Source organism: Peribacillus sp. NPDC097895 (assembly GCF_050277555.1).
In the GTDB taxonomy this organism is placed as follows: Bacteria; Bacillota; Bacilli; order Bacillales; family DSM-1321; genus Peribacillus.
The window spans coordinates 316,496-333,594 of the sequence record NZ_JBNNSH010000003.1; the positions used below are offsets into that span (position 1 = coordinate 316,496).

The following is a 17,099-nucleotide window of genomic DNA, read 5'->3' on the forward strand; positions in this document are numbered from 1 at the left end:
TTTCTCACTTCCGTTTACTTAAAGTCAACAAAGCGATCTCTAAACCTAACATGCAGCGAGGAACCTATCAAAAAGAAGAGGATTACGACTGCCCAGAAATAAAGCGTATATTCCCAATGCACTATCAGGTACCATGATTCCCCCAATAACGAAGCCCGATACCCATCCACAATATAATATAGTGGATTCAACTTCATGATATTGGCGATGATCGGATGATCATTAGCATTTATTACCCAAAGGATTGGTGTTAAATAAAACAGTACTTTCATTAAGGACACGATTATATTTTGAACATCACGAATGATGGTAGCTAAGGTTGAAGAAATTAATCCAAATGAAAATAACAAGGTAACCGTAGCTACAATAAAATACGGCAGTTGTATGATATAAAATGTAGGGAGGTAACCAGTAAAGCCTAAAAGAATGATAATCACTCCAAGCAGCAGAAGATGCTGGTATAGCTTCGCAAAAATGACATAAGTAGGAATGACACTCAGCGGAAAGCTCATCTTGGATACCATATTCAGTCGGGAATAGACAGATTTGGATACCTGGGTAGTGGTAGCCGTCACAAAAAACCAGACTACAATCCCTGCCATCAACCATGGAAGGAACTCCTCTCCGCGATTTAAGATCCCAAATCCGAACACGAACCAATAGATCGAAATCTGAATCATCGGACTGATGATCTCCCATAGGATTCCCAGATAGTTACTGCTGTTGGCACTTTTCACCTCATAAACAGACAAACGCCTTGCCAAATAAAAATTATTAATTTGTTCTTTTAAAACGGTCAAAGCTGAACTCATATATTACACAGACCTTCCTAAAAACACTTTTTCTATAACACGTCGTGTAGCCTGGCCATCCTCGAGCGCACAAAACCGTTCGTGAAAACGATTCATTTCAACTGTATTTTCTGATTCAATGGCCTTGATGCTATCAATGATTTCATCAGACGTTTTAACTAACGAACCTGGTGCATTCGTTTCAAAATCAAAGTAAAACCCGCGAAGCTTGTCCCTGTAGTTTTCTATATCATATACATAGAAAAGCATCGGACGCTTTAAATTAGCGTAATCAAAGAATACGGAGGAATAATCCGTTATTAATAAATCTGAAATTAGATACAAATGACTGATATCTTCATAACTGGATAGATTGTAGGCGAACCCTTGATAAGCCGATAAATCCAAGTTCTCGGAAATTAAATAATGAAGACGGAGCAATATAACATACTCATCCCCTAATTCCTGTTTCAATTGATTCAAATCCAGTTTAATTTCAAACTTATATTTCCCCTTGCCATAAAACTCATCATCTCTCCACGTAGGGGCATATAAAATGACCTTTTTCCCTGTTGGTATACCCAACTTCCGTTTCAATGAATCGATTGTATCACGATTATTTCCATTGTAAAGTAAATCATTACGTGGATAACCTGTTTCGATAATTTTAGAATGATCGACATTGAAGGCTCTGGCAAAAATCTCACTAGAATAAGCGTTAGGAGATATTAAATAATCCCATTTGCTTGATTCGGCATGGAAGTTTTCTTTATAACTTTCCGTGGTCGTCCCAGGCATATGCACTTCCTTCATATCTGCAGCAAGTTTCTTTAAAGGAGTCCCATGCCATGTTTGCAAATAGACTGTGTGCTTCGGCTTAGGAATCCACAGCGGCAGCCTGCTGTTCGTAACCCAATAGCGGGCTCGAGTCATTTTGAGCAGCCAACTAAGTGAAAAACGTTTGAGATATGGAATACCTGCCCCTTCGAATTGAGATGTATACCTTTTATCTACACTCCAATACATTTTATATTCTGGATGGTGACTCTGCAAGTATTCATATATCGCCCGGGGATTGCAGCTATACTGCTTGCCTAAAAAGCTTTCGAAAACAACAAGCTTTTGATCTGCAGGCAACACTTTACCTGCCACGGCGAAAGCCATTTTATAGGCGCTTGTTAGCATAGCCTTCCCTTTCGTCACTATTGATGCCATATGCTTCCCCTTTCAAAAAAAGAACCGACTGTTAAACAGCCGGTATATTCATGATCTCATTGAATGTCATCTAAACAGTAGTATTGCTCTTCACAAACACTTCCTCTACAACGCGTTTAGAGGATTCCCCGCATTCTAAATAGCAAAACTTTTGATAAAACTCTTCAAATCGTTCACTTAATTTGAAATTGCTTCTTTCGATATTTCTGACCTCTTCAATAAGTTCTTCTGTGGTCTTTGTCAAAAGACCAGGTGCTTTCTCTTCAAAGTCAAAATAGAAGCCCCTTAAGTTATCACGGTAATCTTCTATATCGTACGTAAAGAAAATCATGGGTCTTCTTAAGTTCGCATAATCGAAGAATACGGAGGAATAGTCCGTCACTAGTAAATCAGATATCAAATATAGTTCGCGAATGTCCTCTAAATGAGAGAAATCATAAGCGAAGCCTTCAAATTCGGAAAGATCCATGTTCTGGGCCACTAAATAATGCATACGCATGATGACAATATAGGAATCGCCAAGCTCTTCCTGCATACGCGCTAAATCCAGCTCCAAATTAAACTTATATTTCCCTTTCCTGAAAAATTGATTATCTCTCCAAGTCGGGGCATACAAAATAAGTTTCTTATCAAGCGGAAGATTGAATTTCCTTTTCAGCTCATTAATCGTTTCTTCATTATTGGAGTTATGCAAGAAATCGTTACGAGGGTAACCTGACTCAATCATCTTCCGGTCGAACTGGAATGCCCTTTGGAAAATCTCTGTGGAATACGCGTTTGGTGAAACTAGATAATCCCAGTTACTCGCTTCCCTCAAGAAGTTCGCTTTATATTTGTCCGTATTGGTCCCAGGCATATGCACTTCATCCATATCCATCGCAAGACGCTTAAGCGGAGTTCCATGCCAAGTTTGAATATATATCGTGTGTTTAGGCTTTGGAATCCACAGCGGGAATCGTACATTGTTAACCCAGTACTTTGCCCTCGTCATGATCAATAACCATCGGATGGAAAAACGTCTGACATACTCTACATCCTTTTGAGCAAAATACTTCATTGAAGCACGGTCGACGCTCCACACCAGTTTATAGTCTGGGTTATTCACTTTCATGTATTCATATATGGCCCTAGGACTGTCGCTATATTGCTTGCCATGATAGCTTTCGAATACCGCCAATTTTTTATTGGCTGGAATAAGCAAGCTCAATAAAGCAAAAGCTGACTTGTACCATTTCCTCAGACGCTTACTTCTTCTGGTTTTCACCCAGGTACTTTTCGCTTTTTTGAGAACCTGCGTTTTAAAATTATATTTAGATGCAGATAAAGAAAAGTACTTCGATATTTTTGTTGCTTTTATTTTAATTTGTATTTTTTTATCCTGTACTTTAATTATTCTTTTTGCAGGCAGATCCTTTATAGTACTGCATTTCATCCGAACACTTCTTATTTCTTCCATTTCACCATTTCTTTGATAATGCAGAACTGTATAGAACATGAAATACTTTGGCTGCTCTCCATCGATTTCAGATCTCAGGTCGACCTCGCCTTCAAAACCGATATTTTCATGAAGCTTGATTCCAGGAAACTTTTCCAGTAGGTCTTCACGTTCAAAACCAGTCAAAGGTATGATAACTTCTTCTTCATTTAAATTATTCCTGACCAGTAATTCAACTTTTTTGAATTCAAGCTCATCCAATTGGAATAACGGAGGGTAATTAAAATGGCCATTAAAATGAAAAGTGCCATCCTTTCGAAGCTCAATATCTTCAAAAAAGGAAAACATCTTATAATCATTCGCATAAAAGGAAAGGTTGCCTTTTTTTGTCGCAAATGGATAAAACATTTTCTTACGATCTTCATTCAGACTGGAAAAGAAATTCAACTGGCGCTTTTTACTTTTTATCCGTGTTGTAACAGGTGCCCCTTCGATTTCCCGAAGGATATGCAAATCCCACATTTCACCATCAATAAGGCGATCTTCTAGTGGTTGATACGGCAGCTTCACTTCAAATAAAAAATAATCATCCGTTTGATCTTTCACATGAAAATCCAAACTGATTATATCATCTATATTGTATCTATTCGTTAAAATAAAAGAATGACTCTCTATTCCCTCAAGAAAACTCTGCTTTATGGCTATTTCTATATAATAAACTTCATCAATAAGCCGAACATTCATCGTTTTTCTATTCTTAAAAATATAGTTCTCCATTTTGAAGAAATTCCCCTCTCGGCAGCAAGCATTCATATGCTTCAAATAAGAATATTATAGGATTACAAACATCTAATTTCAAACTTACTTTTATCTAATATCATTTATTTTATTACAATGACCCATTTTCTACCTTGAATTTTCAATAATCAATTGAATAGTTCAAACAATTGTCATTTTTAATTTAGGAAACCTAAACAAGTCTAGCAAAAAAATTGTATCCGGTCTATTACCTAGCCATTTTTAACATAAATGAAATATACCTTCCTTTTACTGAATTAGTTATGTGTTATACTAAAACTCTGATTATCACTATATATCAATATAACTTTAGTTATTCATTCTTGATAAACAACCAATTAAATTATAGAATTGAATCCAAAATTACGATTTACATTATCTTTATAATCTAACAGGATTGTAAAATTTTTGTGGTTCAATTGTAAATTTTATTTGTTATAATTAGATAGACAAGACATCTAAGCTTGATCATTTATAAATAACGAACCACTCTTTTTTTTTGCGACCATCAAGATTAAATATATAAATACATTTGTACAGGAGGAATAAATATGAAGAAAGTAATCACTTATGGAACTTTTGATTTGCTTCATTGGGGTCATATCAATCTATTAAAACGCGCTAAAGATTTAGGGGATTATCTTATCGTTGCCATTTCCACAGATGAATTCAATGCTTTAAAAGACAAAAAAGCTTATCATAGCTTTGAAAATAGAAAAATGATCCTTGAATCAATCCGCTATGTGGATGAAGTCATACCAGAAGACAAGTGGGAACAAAAAAGAGAAGACATCGTTCGTGAAGGCGTAGATATCTTTGTAATGGGAGACGACTGGAAAGGTCAATTCGATGAATTAGCTGAAGTTTGTGAAGTGGTCTACCTGCCAAGAACAATCGGCATTTCCACATCCCAAATCAAAGATGACCTTTTACAAGTAACGAATGGCTAAAGAATTCGTGATAGGGATTTATCTACTTTGTTTCAAAGTTTTATTCTCTATCTTTAAACTTTTCCCTTTACAAGACAAAACGACCTTTGTCACATCATTCGGGGACAATTGCCAATATATTGCAGACGAAATGGACAAGCAGGACATTTCTGTTCAAAAAGTATTTTTAATGAAACCGAGCAGTCATATACATGTGGAGGACGATGGGCAAACCATCGTCCTTCCGTTTGAATCTAAAAATATCATTGCCATGATCCGTTCGATTTATCATCTCGCAACATCCAAATGGATTATCATTGATAATTATTATGGCTTTCTTTCAGCTATTTCATTCAAAAAGCAAGTGATTTGTGTTCAAGTGTGGCATGCGGCCGGTGCCATTAAGCAATTCGGGGCAAAAGACCCTTCCATTCAAACCCGCTCTGCAGGAGCGAGGAAAAGGTTTTTAGAGGTCTATCGAAAGTTTGATTATATTACGGCAGGTTCAGAGCGAATGGCGGAAATTTTTCAAGAAAGTTTTCAATTACCATCTTCGCATATACTAAGGACTGGGATACCTCGGACCGATTTCTTTTTCAATGATGCGTCAAAGAAAGCTGCACGTAGTTCGTTGCTTGCCAAGCATCCAGAACTTGAGCATAAGAAAATCATGTTATATGCCCCTACATTTCGTAATGATGGCTTGAACAGCGGAGAGATTGGATTAGATTTGGAATTACTCTACAAGAAACTGCAGGGTGAAAATTATGCGCTATTACTTAAACTGCATCCAGCGGTAAAAGCGGAACATGATTTCCAACATCAATTTCCAGGGTTCGTTTACCCTGTTAGTAGTGATTTTCACGTAAATGAACTGCTAATCAGTACGGATCTTTTAATTACCGATTACTCTTCGATTCCATTTGAATTCTCTTTTTTAAACAGACCGATGATTTTCTTTGCATATGACCTGGAAAAGTATGTACAGGAACGAGGCTTTTGGGAGGATTACTCCTCTTCCATGCCTGGACCGGTCGTATCCACCACAGAAGAGCTCTTAAAGAAAATCCAAGTGCCCGATCAACATTCGTTAATGAAAATCGCTCCCTTTAAACAAAAATGGAATCAATATTCTACAGGAAATTCAAGCAGAAATTTAGTTGAATTCCTATATAAGTAAAACCATTCACCCACTTCGTATAACGAAGTGGGTGTTTACTTGTTAAAGAAGAAGTACATCACAATGTGAAATTATATGAGGCAGGAAAATTGCGCCATTTTTACAGGGTACGACAAACGGAAATGCTCAAATCCGAATTGTGAAAAAAGACTCACAATATAGAAAAAAATGTAGATTTTATTACTCAATTCCAACCAATATAAACCAGTCTAATACTACTATTTTCCCCTTGTAATAAAATTGTAATATAAATATTCCCATTTAATTTGTTAGAATAGGGAAAAAGACATATTAGAGGTGGAAAACCGTGAAAAAAAGTGTAGTCGCATTTTCGACATTAGCCATTTTATCTTCGACTTTTGTTTCTCCTGCCCTTGCCAGTACATATACAGTCAAAAGCGGCGATAACTTAAGTAAAATCGCTCAGAAGCATAAAACGACGGTAAAGGACTTAAAACAGCTTAATAACTTAAAATCAGACTTTTTGAAAATCAATCAGAAATTAATTATTTCCAACTCCAAAACAACATCAAATGCATCTTCAGTTTCCGTGAAAAAAACAAAAAATACGACATATACCATTGTTCCAGGTGATACATTAACTAGGATAGCAAACAAGCATAACCTTACACTTGTAGAATTGATGAAATTGAATAACTTAAAATCAGACAGAATTTATGCAGGTGCAAAACTTATCGTATCTAAATCAACCACTACCACTACCATTGATTTACCCAGCAGCTCCAAGCCATCGAATGTTACACAGACCCCAGCCCATTCGGCTACATACGTTGTGGTGAAAGGTGACACCCTTTCCAAAATTTCCAGAAAAACAAACTTGACTGTGGCTCAACTTAAATCAATCAACTCGTTAAAGTCTGATTTAATCAGAGTTGGACAAGACCTAAAATTAAGCAAATCAACGAGTACAGCTCCTGCAGATAAAAATGATGGACAAGTAGAAGTCCCAAGTTCTGGAAACAAAGTGACCAAAGTCGTTTCTGAAGCAAAGAAGTTAATTGGAACTCCTTATTCATGGGCGGGCGCCTCCCCAGCAGGTTTCGATTGCAGCGGGTTTATTTACTATACATTCAAGAAGGCTGGATATGAAGTTTCCAGGCTTTCATCTTCCACATATTATGATATGGGTAAAAAGGTTACAACGCCTAAAAGTGGCGACCTTATCTTCTTTGCAACAGGTTCCAATAAATCAGTGGTAAGCCATATGGGAATCTACTTGGGCGGTGGGGAGTTCATTCATGCCTCATCAAGTAAAGGCGTAACGATCAGTACTACTTCAAACTCTTATTTCAAAAGTAAAATTATCGGTTATAGAAGTTTATAAGATTTACTTGCCAGACTTTATCTTAAAGTCTGGCAATTTTATATACTAGAAATCTTCTTATTATCCAAGTGATGAATATTACAAATATTCCGAATGACAGATAGCGAAGGAATTCAGTTTCTGGGATTCCTTCGTTTTTTTGATTGAAAACAGGAAAATATGCACTCTATCTACAAAAAGAAACTATTCTATTTTTGACAAAAAAAAGGTATAGTTAAAAACATAGGTACTTTTTCACACCTTCCATTTTAATGGATGGTCTAAGGAGGAATATACATGAGATCCGAACATAAAAAAAAGAAAAAGAAACGTAAAACGTTTAAAATAATCGGCTTTACCCTACTTCTCCTTTTCATTGGCGGAGGTGCTTATGCCGCTTCAGTTTATCAATCTTTAGCAGGTGCGATCCATACTATGCAGGGTACAGAGCATAAAACGGATAAACGTGTAGAAGATATTAAGTTCAAAAGCAAAGATCCATTTTCGTTACTAATTCTTGGTGTAGATGAAAGAAAAAATGACACAGGCCGATCAGATACAATGATTATCATGACGGTTAATCCTAAAAAAGAATCCATTGAATTATTGAGCTTACCGAGAGATACGCGTACAGAAATCATCGGTAAAGGCACAAATGATAAAATGAACCATGCCTATGCGTTTGGCGGAGTTGCCATGTCGATTAACACAGTGGAAGCCTATATGGATATCCCGATCGATTATTACGTCAAGATGAATATGGAAGGCTTTCAGGATATCGTGAATGCTGTAGGTGGTGTCACAGTTGCTAATGATATGGACCTTTCCTATAAAGGATATAACTTTAAAAAAGGCACCATCGACTTAAATGGTAAAGAGGCATTGATTTATTCCCGAATCCGCAAGGAAGACCCTCGCGGAGATTATGGACGGCAAATGCGGCAACGCCAGGTTATCCAAGCTGTCATGAAAAAAGGGTCAAGCCTTTCAACACTTACCAATTATGACGATATATTCGAGGCATTAGGTAAAAACGTTGAAACCAATTTAACTTTCAATGAAATGTTGAGTATCCAAAAAAACTATAAATCATCACTAAAAAATATTGAACAATATACACTTGAAGGTAACAATCAAAAGGTAGATGGCGTTTGGTACAACATTGTTCCAGAAGAAACAAGGCTCGAAGCACAGAACCGTGTCAAAACACATCTTGGATTATAATGGAGGAGGATGACATTTTGTCATCCTCTTTTTTAGTTCAATCCTTTGTTTGATTAAAATAATCAGAACGGATCACTTGGTCACTCAGGTCAATTTCCTTTTGGTCTTCAGGTAGAAATTCCACGGCCTTGCCTTTGCCATTTATTTTCATTTGAGAACCATAATCCCCTTTTAATATCAAAGCATCGCCCTCTTCCCCATTCAGCATGCTCCCTCCAAAGTATGAGAAACTCTTAATATTGAACAAATCATAAAGAGTTGGTAAAATGTCAACCTGCCCCGCCACCTTATCAATCGTCCTTCCTTCCATATCTTCCTGATAAATGATCACCGGAATGGGCATATACTTTTCAATCCACTCGTCATCGCTAATTTTACTATCATAATACGCTTCGACCTCTTGTTTATCTTTTAAAAATAATCCATCATGATCTCCGTATATGACGATTACACTGTCTTTCAATTTTCCATCATTCTTCAACTTCTTTACGAATTCCCCTATGGCCGAATCTGTATAATGTATAGCTTCAAAATACTTAGTCAGATAACTGTCCTCTTTTCCTACTTTAGGTTTCCATGTTATCTTTTCCTTCGGTAATGAAAAAGGTACATGACTGGTCAATGTCACGAAAAAAGCATAATAAGGTTTTTGTTCATCTTTTAAGAAATTATAGCTTTGATTGAAAAAACTGCGGTCTCCCAATCCCATCGAAATCATCTCATCTTGCTGCATATCTTCTATGGAAACATAGTCATCAAACCCCAATGAGGGATATGCATGCTGCCTATTCCAAAAATCTTCTTCATCTCCATGGAAAGCGTAGCTTTTATAACCCGACTTCTTTAATTCTTTAGCAAGACCCGGAAAATCATTATAAGGGAACCGGAAAAAGGTCGCACCTTGCTTTAAAGGATATAAACCGGTATTCACGATCAGCTCTCCGTCAGATGAATTTCCAAATACCGTCTGCGGATATACATGCGGGAAGTATAAACCCTCTTTCGCCAATTCATTCATGAATGGCGTGACTTCCTGTCCGGCACTCTTTTGAAATAGCGGAAAAGCCTGTAATGATTCCACCTGGATGATAATGATATTCTTACCCTCCAGTGAGCCAGAATGGGCATGGTCCTGCCTTTTCTTTTTATTGAAGTAATCCGAAACGGACTTCTTTTCATTAGAAGACAACCCGTGCTTTCCCGAGTCAGTAAAGTAGGCATACGTATCCAATACGTGATGACCGATCGGTCCCCAGGTTCGCAAGAAGGTATTCGCCTCATAACGCCTGGTTATATCGACCTGGTCGATAAAAATATTTTTTGCCGGTTTAAGCCCTGCTATCATAAGGAATATTACGGCTGGTACAAGTGCCATATGCTTCAGGGGGTATTTTTTCTTCATGAACGACTCGGCAATTGGAATGCCTACCAAAAGAAAGAGAGCATCCTTCATGTCCATCATACTGAATATACTTTCACCGAGCCCATTCAAATTGCTTTGTTGCATCCACATATAGGAACTAATAGGTGTTGAGTAATAGCGATAAAACCAAATGTCCCCAAGGAAAAAGGCCATGATTGAAAGAATACAGACTGAAAAAAGGATGCCCTTTACGATCCGATTCGGTATCCATTCCTTTAGATAAACAATAAAACCGGCAACGCCGATGATGATTGTAAAAATGCCGATTGAAAGATCATTACCCATCCTATCATTCGTATAAATGAAAAGTATGGCCACGATTGAAATGGACAGGATCTCAAATAGCCTCTCCCTCAATCGCTGGTTTAAGTTATACTTCATGCTCCTGCCACTTTCCTCTTCATTATTTTCTAGGCCTCAGTCAGCCAGATTGCGGAAGATTACTTATAAATATTACTTAGCGTTGCCATTTATGAGAAAATGCACACAGAAAACAGCATAAATATTTGGAAGTTTTCAAACTAGTCATTATACTTCCCCTTATAACAAAAAGCCTTCATCCATTAAAAGATGAGGGCTTTGATTTGGCTACCGGGGCAAAAAAGCTACCGATTGCCGCCAGATCATATGTTATTTTGTTACTTTCCCTTCCATTCAAAAACGATCTTCCAATCATCATCAGGAATCGATTCTGCCAACATATCCTCTTCCTCGAATACGAAACGCCATGGCATGCTTGAAAGGGCTGGTAACTCACCCAGCTTTGATAAATCAAATGCCTTTTTAGCCAATAGTTCTCCGCTATTATCCACCAAAAGTAAATGAACGATATTGAACTCGACAGCTTTCTCCAATGAATTTCGTAGAAAAGCAACTATGAATACATCCCCCTCCATCCTCGTAAGCTTAACGCCGGATATGGAAATTTGGTTCGGTTTTAATGATGGCAGTCTTTGATGATGGAATTTGTATACGTATTCTTCTTGCTTGGACGCTTCCCAATCATTGTGAAACACCAAAGAAGTTTGAACAACGTCTTCCTGTGTGGCAATCTCATTTTCTGAAGCTAACATATTTCTCCCTTCAATAACCCTTTTATCTCTTTTTCCGAATAAACTCACCGTTCATCACTCTCCAAAGCCGCTTCATCTAACTGATTGCTTTTTACGTATTCCATAAAATGAATGCTGATCTCCGACTCTATTTTACATAATAGAAGATTGAATTGATTAAGCGCTTCTTTTTCAAACAACATATATGGGTCCTGTTGTCCATACCCGCTTAAACTAATGCCTTCCTTCAAACTATTCATTAAGTCTAAATGGTTCATCCAATTAGTATCAATGTGCTGCAGCATGAAAGCACGCAGCTGATTTCCCCATTCTGCATCGTGCTGGAACATTACTAGTATCGGTTCCATTTCACCTAAGGCATCCAATGCTTTTCCCTCGACGATTCGACCTTCTAGATCCTTCAAATCCTTCGCTTGCCAATCCAGTGTTAGGAGGACAAGGGAAAGCTCTTCAATAAAGGAAATCACATCCGGTTCTTCTATTTGCTCAGAGTAATATTTCCCCACAAGCCTGTGAATGTACCTTTCGATATATTCATGTAAAATGTTCAACATCCCGCCAGATTCCATATCAAGGATACGATCTCTCATCGTGTACATGATTTTACTCTGTTCATTCAATACATCTTCCAACTTCAATAAGTGGTTACGGCTTGAATGATGCATCTGCTCAATCGTTTCCTGCACCTTTTTCACGAATTTATCAGGTGCAGGGCCCCTCACCAATCCGTTTTCATTCGTTTTGACCTTGTTTTTATATCGTTCGATTTCTTCTTCATCATAGTAATCAAACAATTCATCTTCTAAAGAAATGATGAATTGTGAGGAACCTGGATCACCTTGCCGGCCGGAACGTCCCCTTAGCTGCATATCGATTCGATTACTCTCGTGCCGCTCCGTACCTATGATATGAAGTCCGCCCAATTCCTTTACAGAGTCGTCCAGTATTATATCCGTTCCTCTTCCAGCCATGTTCGTAGCCAGCATGACTTGATTTTTTTGCCCGGCTTTGGCGATGATTTTCGCTTCATCTTCTTCCGTCTTTGCATTGAGAATCTGATGCTTGATTTTTACCTTATCTAAATGAATCGATATTTTTTCTGATTGCTCAATGGATGTCGTCCCGATCAGAATAGGTCTACCTTCTTCATGAATCCGCTTTACTTCCGTGACGATTTTATTGATTTTGCTTATATCATCCTTATAAATCAGATCGATCGCGTCAACTCGATTAACGGGCCTATTAGTGGGAATTTCAATGACGGGAAGCTGATATGTTTCCCAGAATTCCGCCTTAGAAGGCAGTGCACTGCCTGTCATCCCAGACAGTGAATGATATAAACGGAAATAATTTTGGATGGTAATCGAAGCCTGTGTTTCATTTTCTTCAGAAATCTCCAAGCCCTCTTTTGCCTCAATTGCTTGTTGAAGCCCATTGCTGAAACTTCTTCCTTCCATCACCCTGCCTGTGAATTTATCGATTAATGAAATCTTTTCATCCTTGACAATATAGTCCACATCCAATTTCATAATCGCACGGGCTTTGAGCGCCTGTGTAGCATTATGTAATAACTCTTGATGCTCCAGTTCATACAAATTGTCGATGCCAAAAGCTTCTTCAATCTTGGAAGCGCCTCGATCAGTGAAAAAGACAGCCTTTGATTCAATGAAAATTTCATAATCTTCTTTTTCTATAAATGACTTCAAGATTTCTGCCGTGATTTGATGAAGCTCGGTTCCGTCACTTGACTTGCCCGCAATGATTAATGGTGTCCTCGCTTCATCAATCAAGATGCTGTCAATCTCATCGACAATGGCAAATTGATGCCCTCTTTGCACTTTTTCCTCTCTTCGGAAAACCATATTATCACGCAAATAATCGAAGCCAAACTCCGTTGCCGTTCCATACGTGATATCTGCCGCATAAGCTTCACGTTTTGCAGTTGGATCCATTCGGGAAATGTTCAAACCAACCGTCAGTCCTAGAAATCCATGAATTTCCCCCATTAATTCCATATCACGCCTGGCCAGATATTCATTGGCCGTAATGATATGGACACCCTTTCCATCAAGTGCTTGTAAATAGCTAGGCAAAGGGGAGACAAGCGTCTTCCCCTCGCCCGTATTCATTTGTGCGATGCCCCCTTCATTCAAGACAAAACCTCCAGCAATCTGAACGTCATAATGCCTAAGATTCAGCACTCGTTTAGAGGCCTCACGAACCACCGCAAAAGCCTCGGTTTGGATATTCATTTTATGTTCCCCAGTATCCAAAGCGTTTTTAAATTCATCCTTCATTCCGCTTAGTTCTTGATCTGAGTATGTTTTGTATTTACCTTCTAGTCGATTCACATCTTCTACAAACTTATATATGTGCTTTAAGTCTTTAGAGCCTTCTTTGAAGAACTTTTTCATACTCGATAGCATAGGGTTCTCTCTCCTATTTCAATTGACCTCTAGTGAAATTATATCAGTTATATATTTACTGTTTATTAATTATTACCTATATATTGTAATTAATAGAAAATCTTTTTTTTGCCTGCTTCTCTTTTTCACTAAAGTTGGAAATGAGTCACTTTCTCCCGCTTACACATTCTATCAATGGTTTTAAATCTGTCATAACACTAAATAATGATGATTTATTCTGGTCAAGTGTAAGTGTCCTTTCCATTTTCCTTATCCTGTTCACCCTGCTTTCCGTAACAGTCATTTGGTTCAAATCTGGGCGGACTTCACAACGAACAGAAATCCATGCATAAAAGATTCCCTCTTCCTTGAATACCAGGAAGGGGGGTTTTTTTATGGATTTTAACAAATAATAGGAAGACTTTCACCAAAAATGGAGGATTACAGATGAAGAAGACATCCAGAAGATTCATTCATGAACTTGCCCAGGCCCATCGCTTTGGAGTACTCGTTCTTTTTTGCCTTATTTGCATGACCTCTCCCATTCAGGCAGAAACGAAAAGTGCCCCCAAAAATGTCATATTGCTAATTGGCGATGGCATGGGGCTAGGTGCAATAGAAATCGCCCGACAATTGGAATATGGAAAAACAGGTATATTACATTTGGAAAAACTGGAGCACGTCGCCCTGATGCGCACATATTCCGCCAATAATTATGTCACCGACTCGGCAGCAGGTGGGTCCGCGATTGCCACCGGAATAAAAACCAACAATGAAATGATCGGTGTTAATGCAAAAGGCGAGGAGGTAGACAGTATATTGGATGCATTCCAGGCGAATGGCAAAAAAGTCGGGATCATTTCAACAAATATGGTAGTCGATGCCACTCCCGCTGCCTTTGGTGCAAGTGTATCGAACCGCTGGACTGGCGGAGCACATATCGCGAGGCAACTCTTTGATAACCAAATTGACGTCATTCTCGGCGGAGGTGCCAGCTATTTCGAAGCGGATAAACAGAATGGCGAGGATTTAATCGCTAAATTTAAAAAAGCAGGATATGCGTTTACGACCACTAAAGAAGAACTAAGTTCCATGAATAAAAAAGAAAAACTTTTAGGGTTATTTCACCCCACTTATATGAATTTCAAGCTTGATAAAGAAGTGTTACATTCACAAGAGCCCTCCCTTCCCGAAATGACTGCCAAAGCGATTGATATTTTATCTCAGGGGGATAAGGGATTCTTCTTGATGTCTGAAGGTGCACGCATTGACTCCATGGAGCATGCAGCCGATATAACCGGAATATGGAAGGAAATGATTGAATTTGACCAGACCGTGAAAGAGGTTGTGAAATGGGCAAAAAACAGAAATGATACTTTGATTGTTGTACTTGCAGACCATGAAACAATGGGGATTTCCGCTTCTGAAACGATGGATATCGCTGCATTGAAAAAGATTAGGGTTTCTTCTGAATATATGTCTAAACAGCTTACATTCGATAAAAATAATGAAATCAATCCTAAAAGCGTGGTTACCGTATTCAAGAAGTATGCACATATATCCCTTACGGATCATGAAGTGCAGCAATTCATCGATAACGTAAGAAAGAATAGAACGCTTGTCTATCCAAAGCATCGAATTGAATGGGAAATCGGAAGCACCATCGCCAATTACCATAAGGCAGGTGTAGCCGATCGAAGCATACGTGCTGCCAGTTCCACAGGAGGACATACCGCTAATATGATTCCCGTTTTTGCTGCGGGTCCAGGCAGTGAAGCCTTCGAGGGGGTCATTGATAATACGGATATCTCGAAAATCATCACAAAAGCCTCCGGTGTTCCTTTCACGCCCGGTCAGCATAAAAAAGAGGAATGAATTTATTCATTCCTCTTTTAAGAGCATTCTCCTGTCCCACTAAATCGATTTTTTCGGTATTCAAGATATATTCATTGTAACTATTATTGATACGGATGAATGTTTCGTCTGTGTCTATCGCAATATTATTGGTAAGATCCTTTTTATTTTTCTTATTTAAACGATTATAAGTCGTTTTGTATGTAGAACCCGGACCTGAATTTTCCCACGCCATAAATTGAATGGTACGACCTACCTTTTGAAAGGTATTCTTTTTGAATGTCGGATTCGTCGCACCACTGGCTAAAATCCCTCTAGTCCCTTCCTTGCCATTTTCCACATCTTTTATTATATTATTCGTGATTTCGGCATTGGACCAGTTCATCACGCGGATCGCATCACTGCGTGTCTTCTCTATTATATTATTTCGGATAACTATATTGTCATGATACTTACCTTCGGAATATTTATGGGTTCCAACAGCGCGATCAAGATTCTTAAATTGGTTATTTTCAATGATTACATTTTTATTTGGTGTTTTATCGTATGTACTCCAAGCTTGACTCCATCCATTTGTGTTCTTATCGGGCGTATCAAGATTAATGGCTTCTTTGTTTACATTTTCTGATGCTTTCGAATCTGTAAATGAATTCTTTCGGATCGCTACATCCTCTGAAGCATCCATTTCAATAAAATGTCCTGAGTGCATGTTCTTGAAATGGATATTTTCCACTTTAATATTTTTGTTATGACCCATGATGATGGCAATCCCATCCTTTTCATATTTCATGTCTATTATTACCGACCCTTCACCAATTAAAGAAATATTTTTTTCACCATTATATTGGCCGTATACACTCCTTTTACTGGACTTTGTTGGTCTAATAAGCTGAAATATTGATTTTGCGGAAGCAAACATACTTGTGCCCGTTTTATTTCCTTTCATGACCTTTACGCCATCCTCCATTTTTATCGTTACATTTGAAGGGACATAGAGAGTATTACTAATGGTATATGTACCTTTTTTCAAAACAAGCGTACCTCCGCCCTTTTGTTCTAACCGCTCAAGATAGGAGCGTAATAAATAATAGTGTTTGGTATGAGAATTATAAGTAGTGAAATTCATCATATTATTTCTATATGTTTTGCTGCTTGGATTAATGGAATATACCGGTTTCGATTCGGCATTGACATCATACAAAGGCAATATCAAATTGACCAATAAAACAGCTGCCACACAAATTGCTTCAACTCTCTTTCCCATGAAAGGATCCTCCTTATTTAGCATCTATATACCCTCTAATCAATGATTCAACCAAGGTGTTATCTAACCTTTTCAGCCCTTCCATTGCAATATAGATGGACTAATAGTTTTTTACCTATCATTTTATACTAAAAAGTCAAAAAAAAGACGCCATCAATGACGTCTTAGTTTATAGACAAGAGGG

At 38.0% G+C, this 17,099-nt stretch carries 11 protein-coding genes and 1 pseudogene; 5 read left to right on the plus strand and 7 right to left on the minus strand.

Annotated features, from left to right (window positions below; genetic code table 11):
- Window positions 1-14: 14 nt before the first annotated feature.
- From ACQKMH_RS17830 to ACQKMH_RS17840, 3 genes and pseudogenes are all read right to left on the minus strand, one after another.
- Complete coding sequence (locus ACQKMH_RS17830) at window positions 15-812, minus strand: ABC transporter permease (RefSeq protein ID WP_427588800.1); 798 nt, start codon at window positions 810-812, stop codon at window positions 15-17.
- A gap of 3 nt (window positions 813-815) precedes the next feature.
- A pseudogene (locus ACQKMH_RS17835) lies at window positions 816-2,018 on the minus strand (CDP-glycerol glycerophosphotransferase family protein); the annotation flags it as partial.
- A 58-nt stretch (window positions 2,019-2,076) separates the two neighbouring features.
- Window positions 2,077-4,218: a CDP-glycerol glycerophosphotransferase family protein gene (locus ACQKMH_RS17840; protein WP_427588801.1), complete on the minus strand. Its 2,142-nt coding sequence runs from the start codon at window positions 4,216-4,218 to the stop codon at window positions 2,077-2,079.
- A 572-nt stretch (window positions 4,219-4,790) separates the two neighbouring features.
- Here ACQKMH_RS17840 and tagD point away from each other — a divergent pair.
- The 4 genes from tagD to ACQKMH_RS17860 all read left to right on the plus strand — a co-directional run bounded on the left by tagD (window position 4,791) and on the right by ACQKMH_RS17860 (window position 8,896).
- Window positions 4,791-5,189: a glycerol-3-phosphate cytidylyltransferase gene (gene tagD / locus ACQKMH_RS17845; RefSeq protein WP_427588802.1), complete on the plus strand. Its 399-nt coding sequence runs from the start codon at window positions 4,791-4,793 to the stop codon at window positions 5,187-5,189.
- Window positions 5,182-6,348, plus strand: coding sequence for a CDP-glycerol glycerophosphotransferase family protein (locus ACQKMH_RS17850; RefSeq protein ID WP_427588803.1), 1,167 nt, complete (start codon window positions 5,182-5,184; stop codon window positions 6,346-6,348). The genes tagD and ACQKMH_RS17850 overlap by 8 nt, the downstream gene beginning before the upstream one ends.
- A 307-nt stretch (window positions 6,349-6,655) precedes the next feature.
- Window positions 6,656-7,693 (plus strand): LysM peptidoglycan-binding domain-containing protein, encoded by a 1,038-nt coding sequence (locus tag ACQKMH_RS17855; RefSeq protein WP_427588804.1) that lies wholly within the window; start codon window positions 6,656-6,658, stop codon window positions 7,691-7,693.
- 276 nt (window positions 7,694-7,969) lie between these two features.
- Entirely contained in the window at window positions 7,970-8,896 is a 927-nt protein-coding gene (locus ACQKMH_RS17860; protein ID WP_427588805.1) for an LCP family protein, read from the plus strand.
- 37 nt (window positions 8,897-8,933) lie between these two features.
- Here the strand turns inward: ACQKMH_RS17860 and ACQKMH_RS17865 are convergent, their stop codons facing one another.
- The 3 genes from ACQKMH_RS17865 to secA all read right to left on the minus strand — a co-directional run bounded on the left by ACQKMH_RS17865 (window position 8,934) and on the right by secA (window position 13,818).
- Complete coding sequence (locus ACQKMH_RS17865) at window positions 8,934-10,700, minus strand: LTA synthase family protein (RefSeq protein WP_427588806.1); 1,767 nt, start codon at window positions 10,698-10,700, stop codon at window positions 8,934-8,936.
- Window positions 10,701-10,957: 257 nt separating this feature from the next.
- Window positions 10,958-11,392, minus strand: a complete 435-nt coding sequence (locus ACQKMH_RS17870; protein WP_427588807.1) for an SLAP domain-containing protein — start codon at window positions 11,390-11,392, stop codon at window positions 10,958-10,960.
- A 44-nt stretch (window positions 11,393-11,436) separates the two neighbouring features.
- Complete coding sequence (secA, locus tag ACQKMH_RS17875; protein WP_427588808.1) at window positions 11,437-13,818, minus strand: preprotein translocase subunit SecA; 2,382 nt, start codon at window positions 13,816-13,818, stop codon at window positions 11,437-11,439.
- A gap of 426 nt (window positions 13,819-14,244) precedes the next feature.
- Here secA and ACQKMH_RS17880 point away from each other — a divergent pair, with 426 nt between their 5' ends.
- On the plus strand, window positions 14,245-15,672 hold the full coding sequence (locus tag ACQKMH_RS17880; protein WP_427588809.1) for an alkaline phosphatase: 1,428 nt from the start codon (window positions 14,245-14,247) through the stop codon (window positions 15,670-15,672).
- Here the strand turns inward: ACQKMH_RS17880 and ACQKMH_RS17885 are convergent.
- On the minus strand, window positions 15,641-16,915 hold the full coding sequence (locus tag ACQKMH_RS17885) for a right-handed parallel beta-helix repeat-containing protein (protein ID WP_427588810.1): 1,275 nt from the start codon (window positions 16,913-16,915) through the stop codon (window positions 15,641-15,643). The genes ACQKMH_RS17880 and ACQKMH_RS17885 overlap by 32 nt on opposite strands.
- Between the last annotated feature and the right edge of the window lie 184 nt (window positions 16,916-17,099).

Bases quoted from the DNA above. Each gene is read 5' to 3' on its own strand.
- ACQKMH_RS17830 (WP_427588800.1), bottom strand. From the start codon at position 812: ATGAGTTCAGCTTTGACCGTTTTAAAAGAACAAATTAATAATTTTTAT.
- ACQKMH_RS17840 (WP_427588801.1), bottom strand. From the start codon at position 4,218: ATGGAGAACTATATTTTTAAGAATAGAAAAACGATGAATGTTCGGCTT.
- tagD (WP_427588802.1), top strand. From the start codon at position 4,791: ATGAAGAAAGTAATCACTTATGGAACTTTTGATTTGCTTCATTGGGGT.
- ACQKMH_RS17850 (WP_427588803.1), top strand. From the start codon at position 5,182: ATGGCTAAAGAATTCGTGATAGGGATTTATCTACTTTGTTTCAAAGTT.
- ACQKMH_RS17860 (WP_427588805.1), top strand. From the start codon at position 7,970: ATGAGATCCGAACATAAAAAAAAGAAAAAGAAACGTAAAACGTTTAAA.
- ACQKMH_RS17865 (WP_427588806.1), bottom strand. From the start codon at position 10,700: ATGAAGTATAACTTAAACCAGCGATTGAGGGAGAGGCTATTTGAGATC.
- ACQKMH_RS17870 (WP_427588807.1), bottom strand. From the start codon at position 11,392: ATGTTAGCTTCAGAAAATGAGATTGCCACACAGGAAGACGTTGTTCAA.
- secA (WP_427588808.1), bottom strand. From the start codon at position 13,818: ATGCTATCGAGTATGAAAAAGTTCTTCAAAGAAGGCTCTAAAGACTTA.
- ACQKMH_RS17880 (WP_427588809.1), top strand. From the start codon at position 14,245: ATGAAGAAGACATCCAGAAGATTCATTCATGAACTTGCCCAGGCCCAT.
- ACQKMH_RS17885 (WP_427588810.1), bottom strand. From the start codon at position 16,915: ATGGGAAAGAGAGTTGAAGCAATTTGTGTGGCAGCTGTTTTATTGGTC.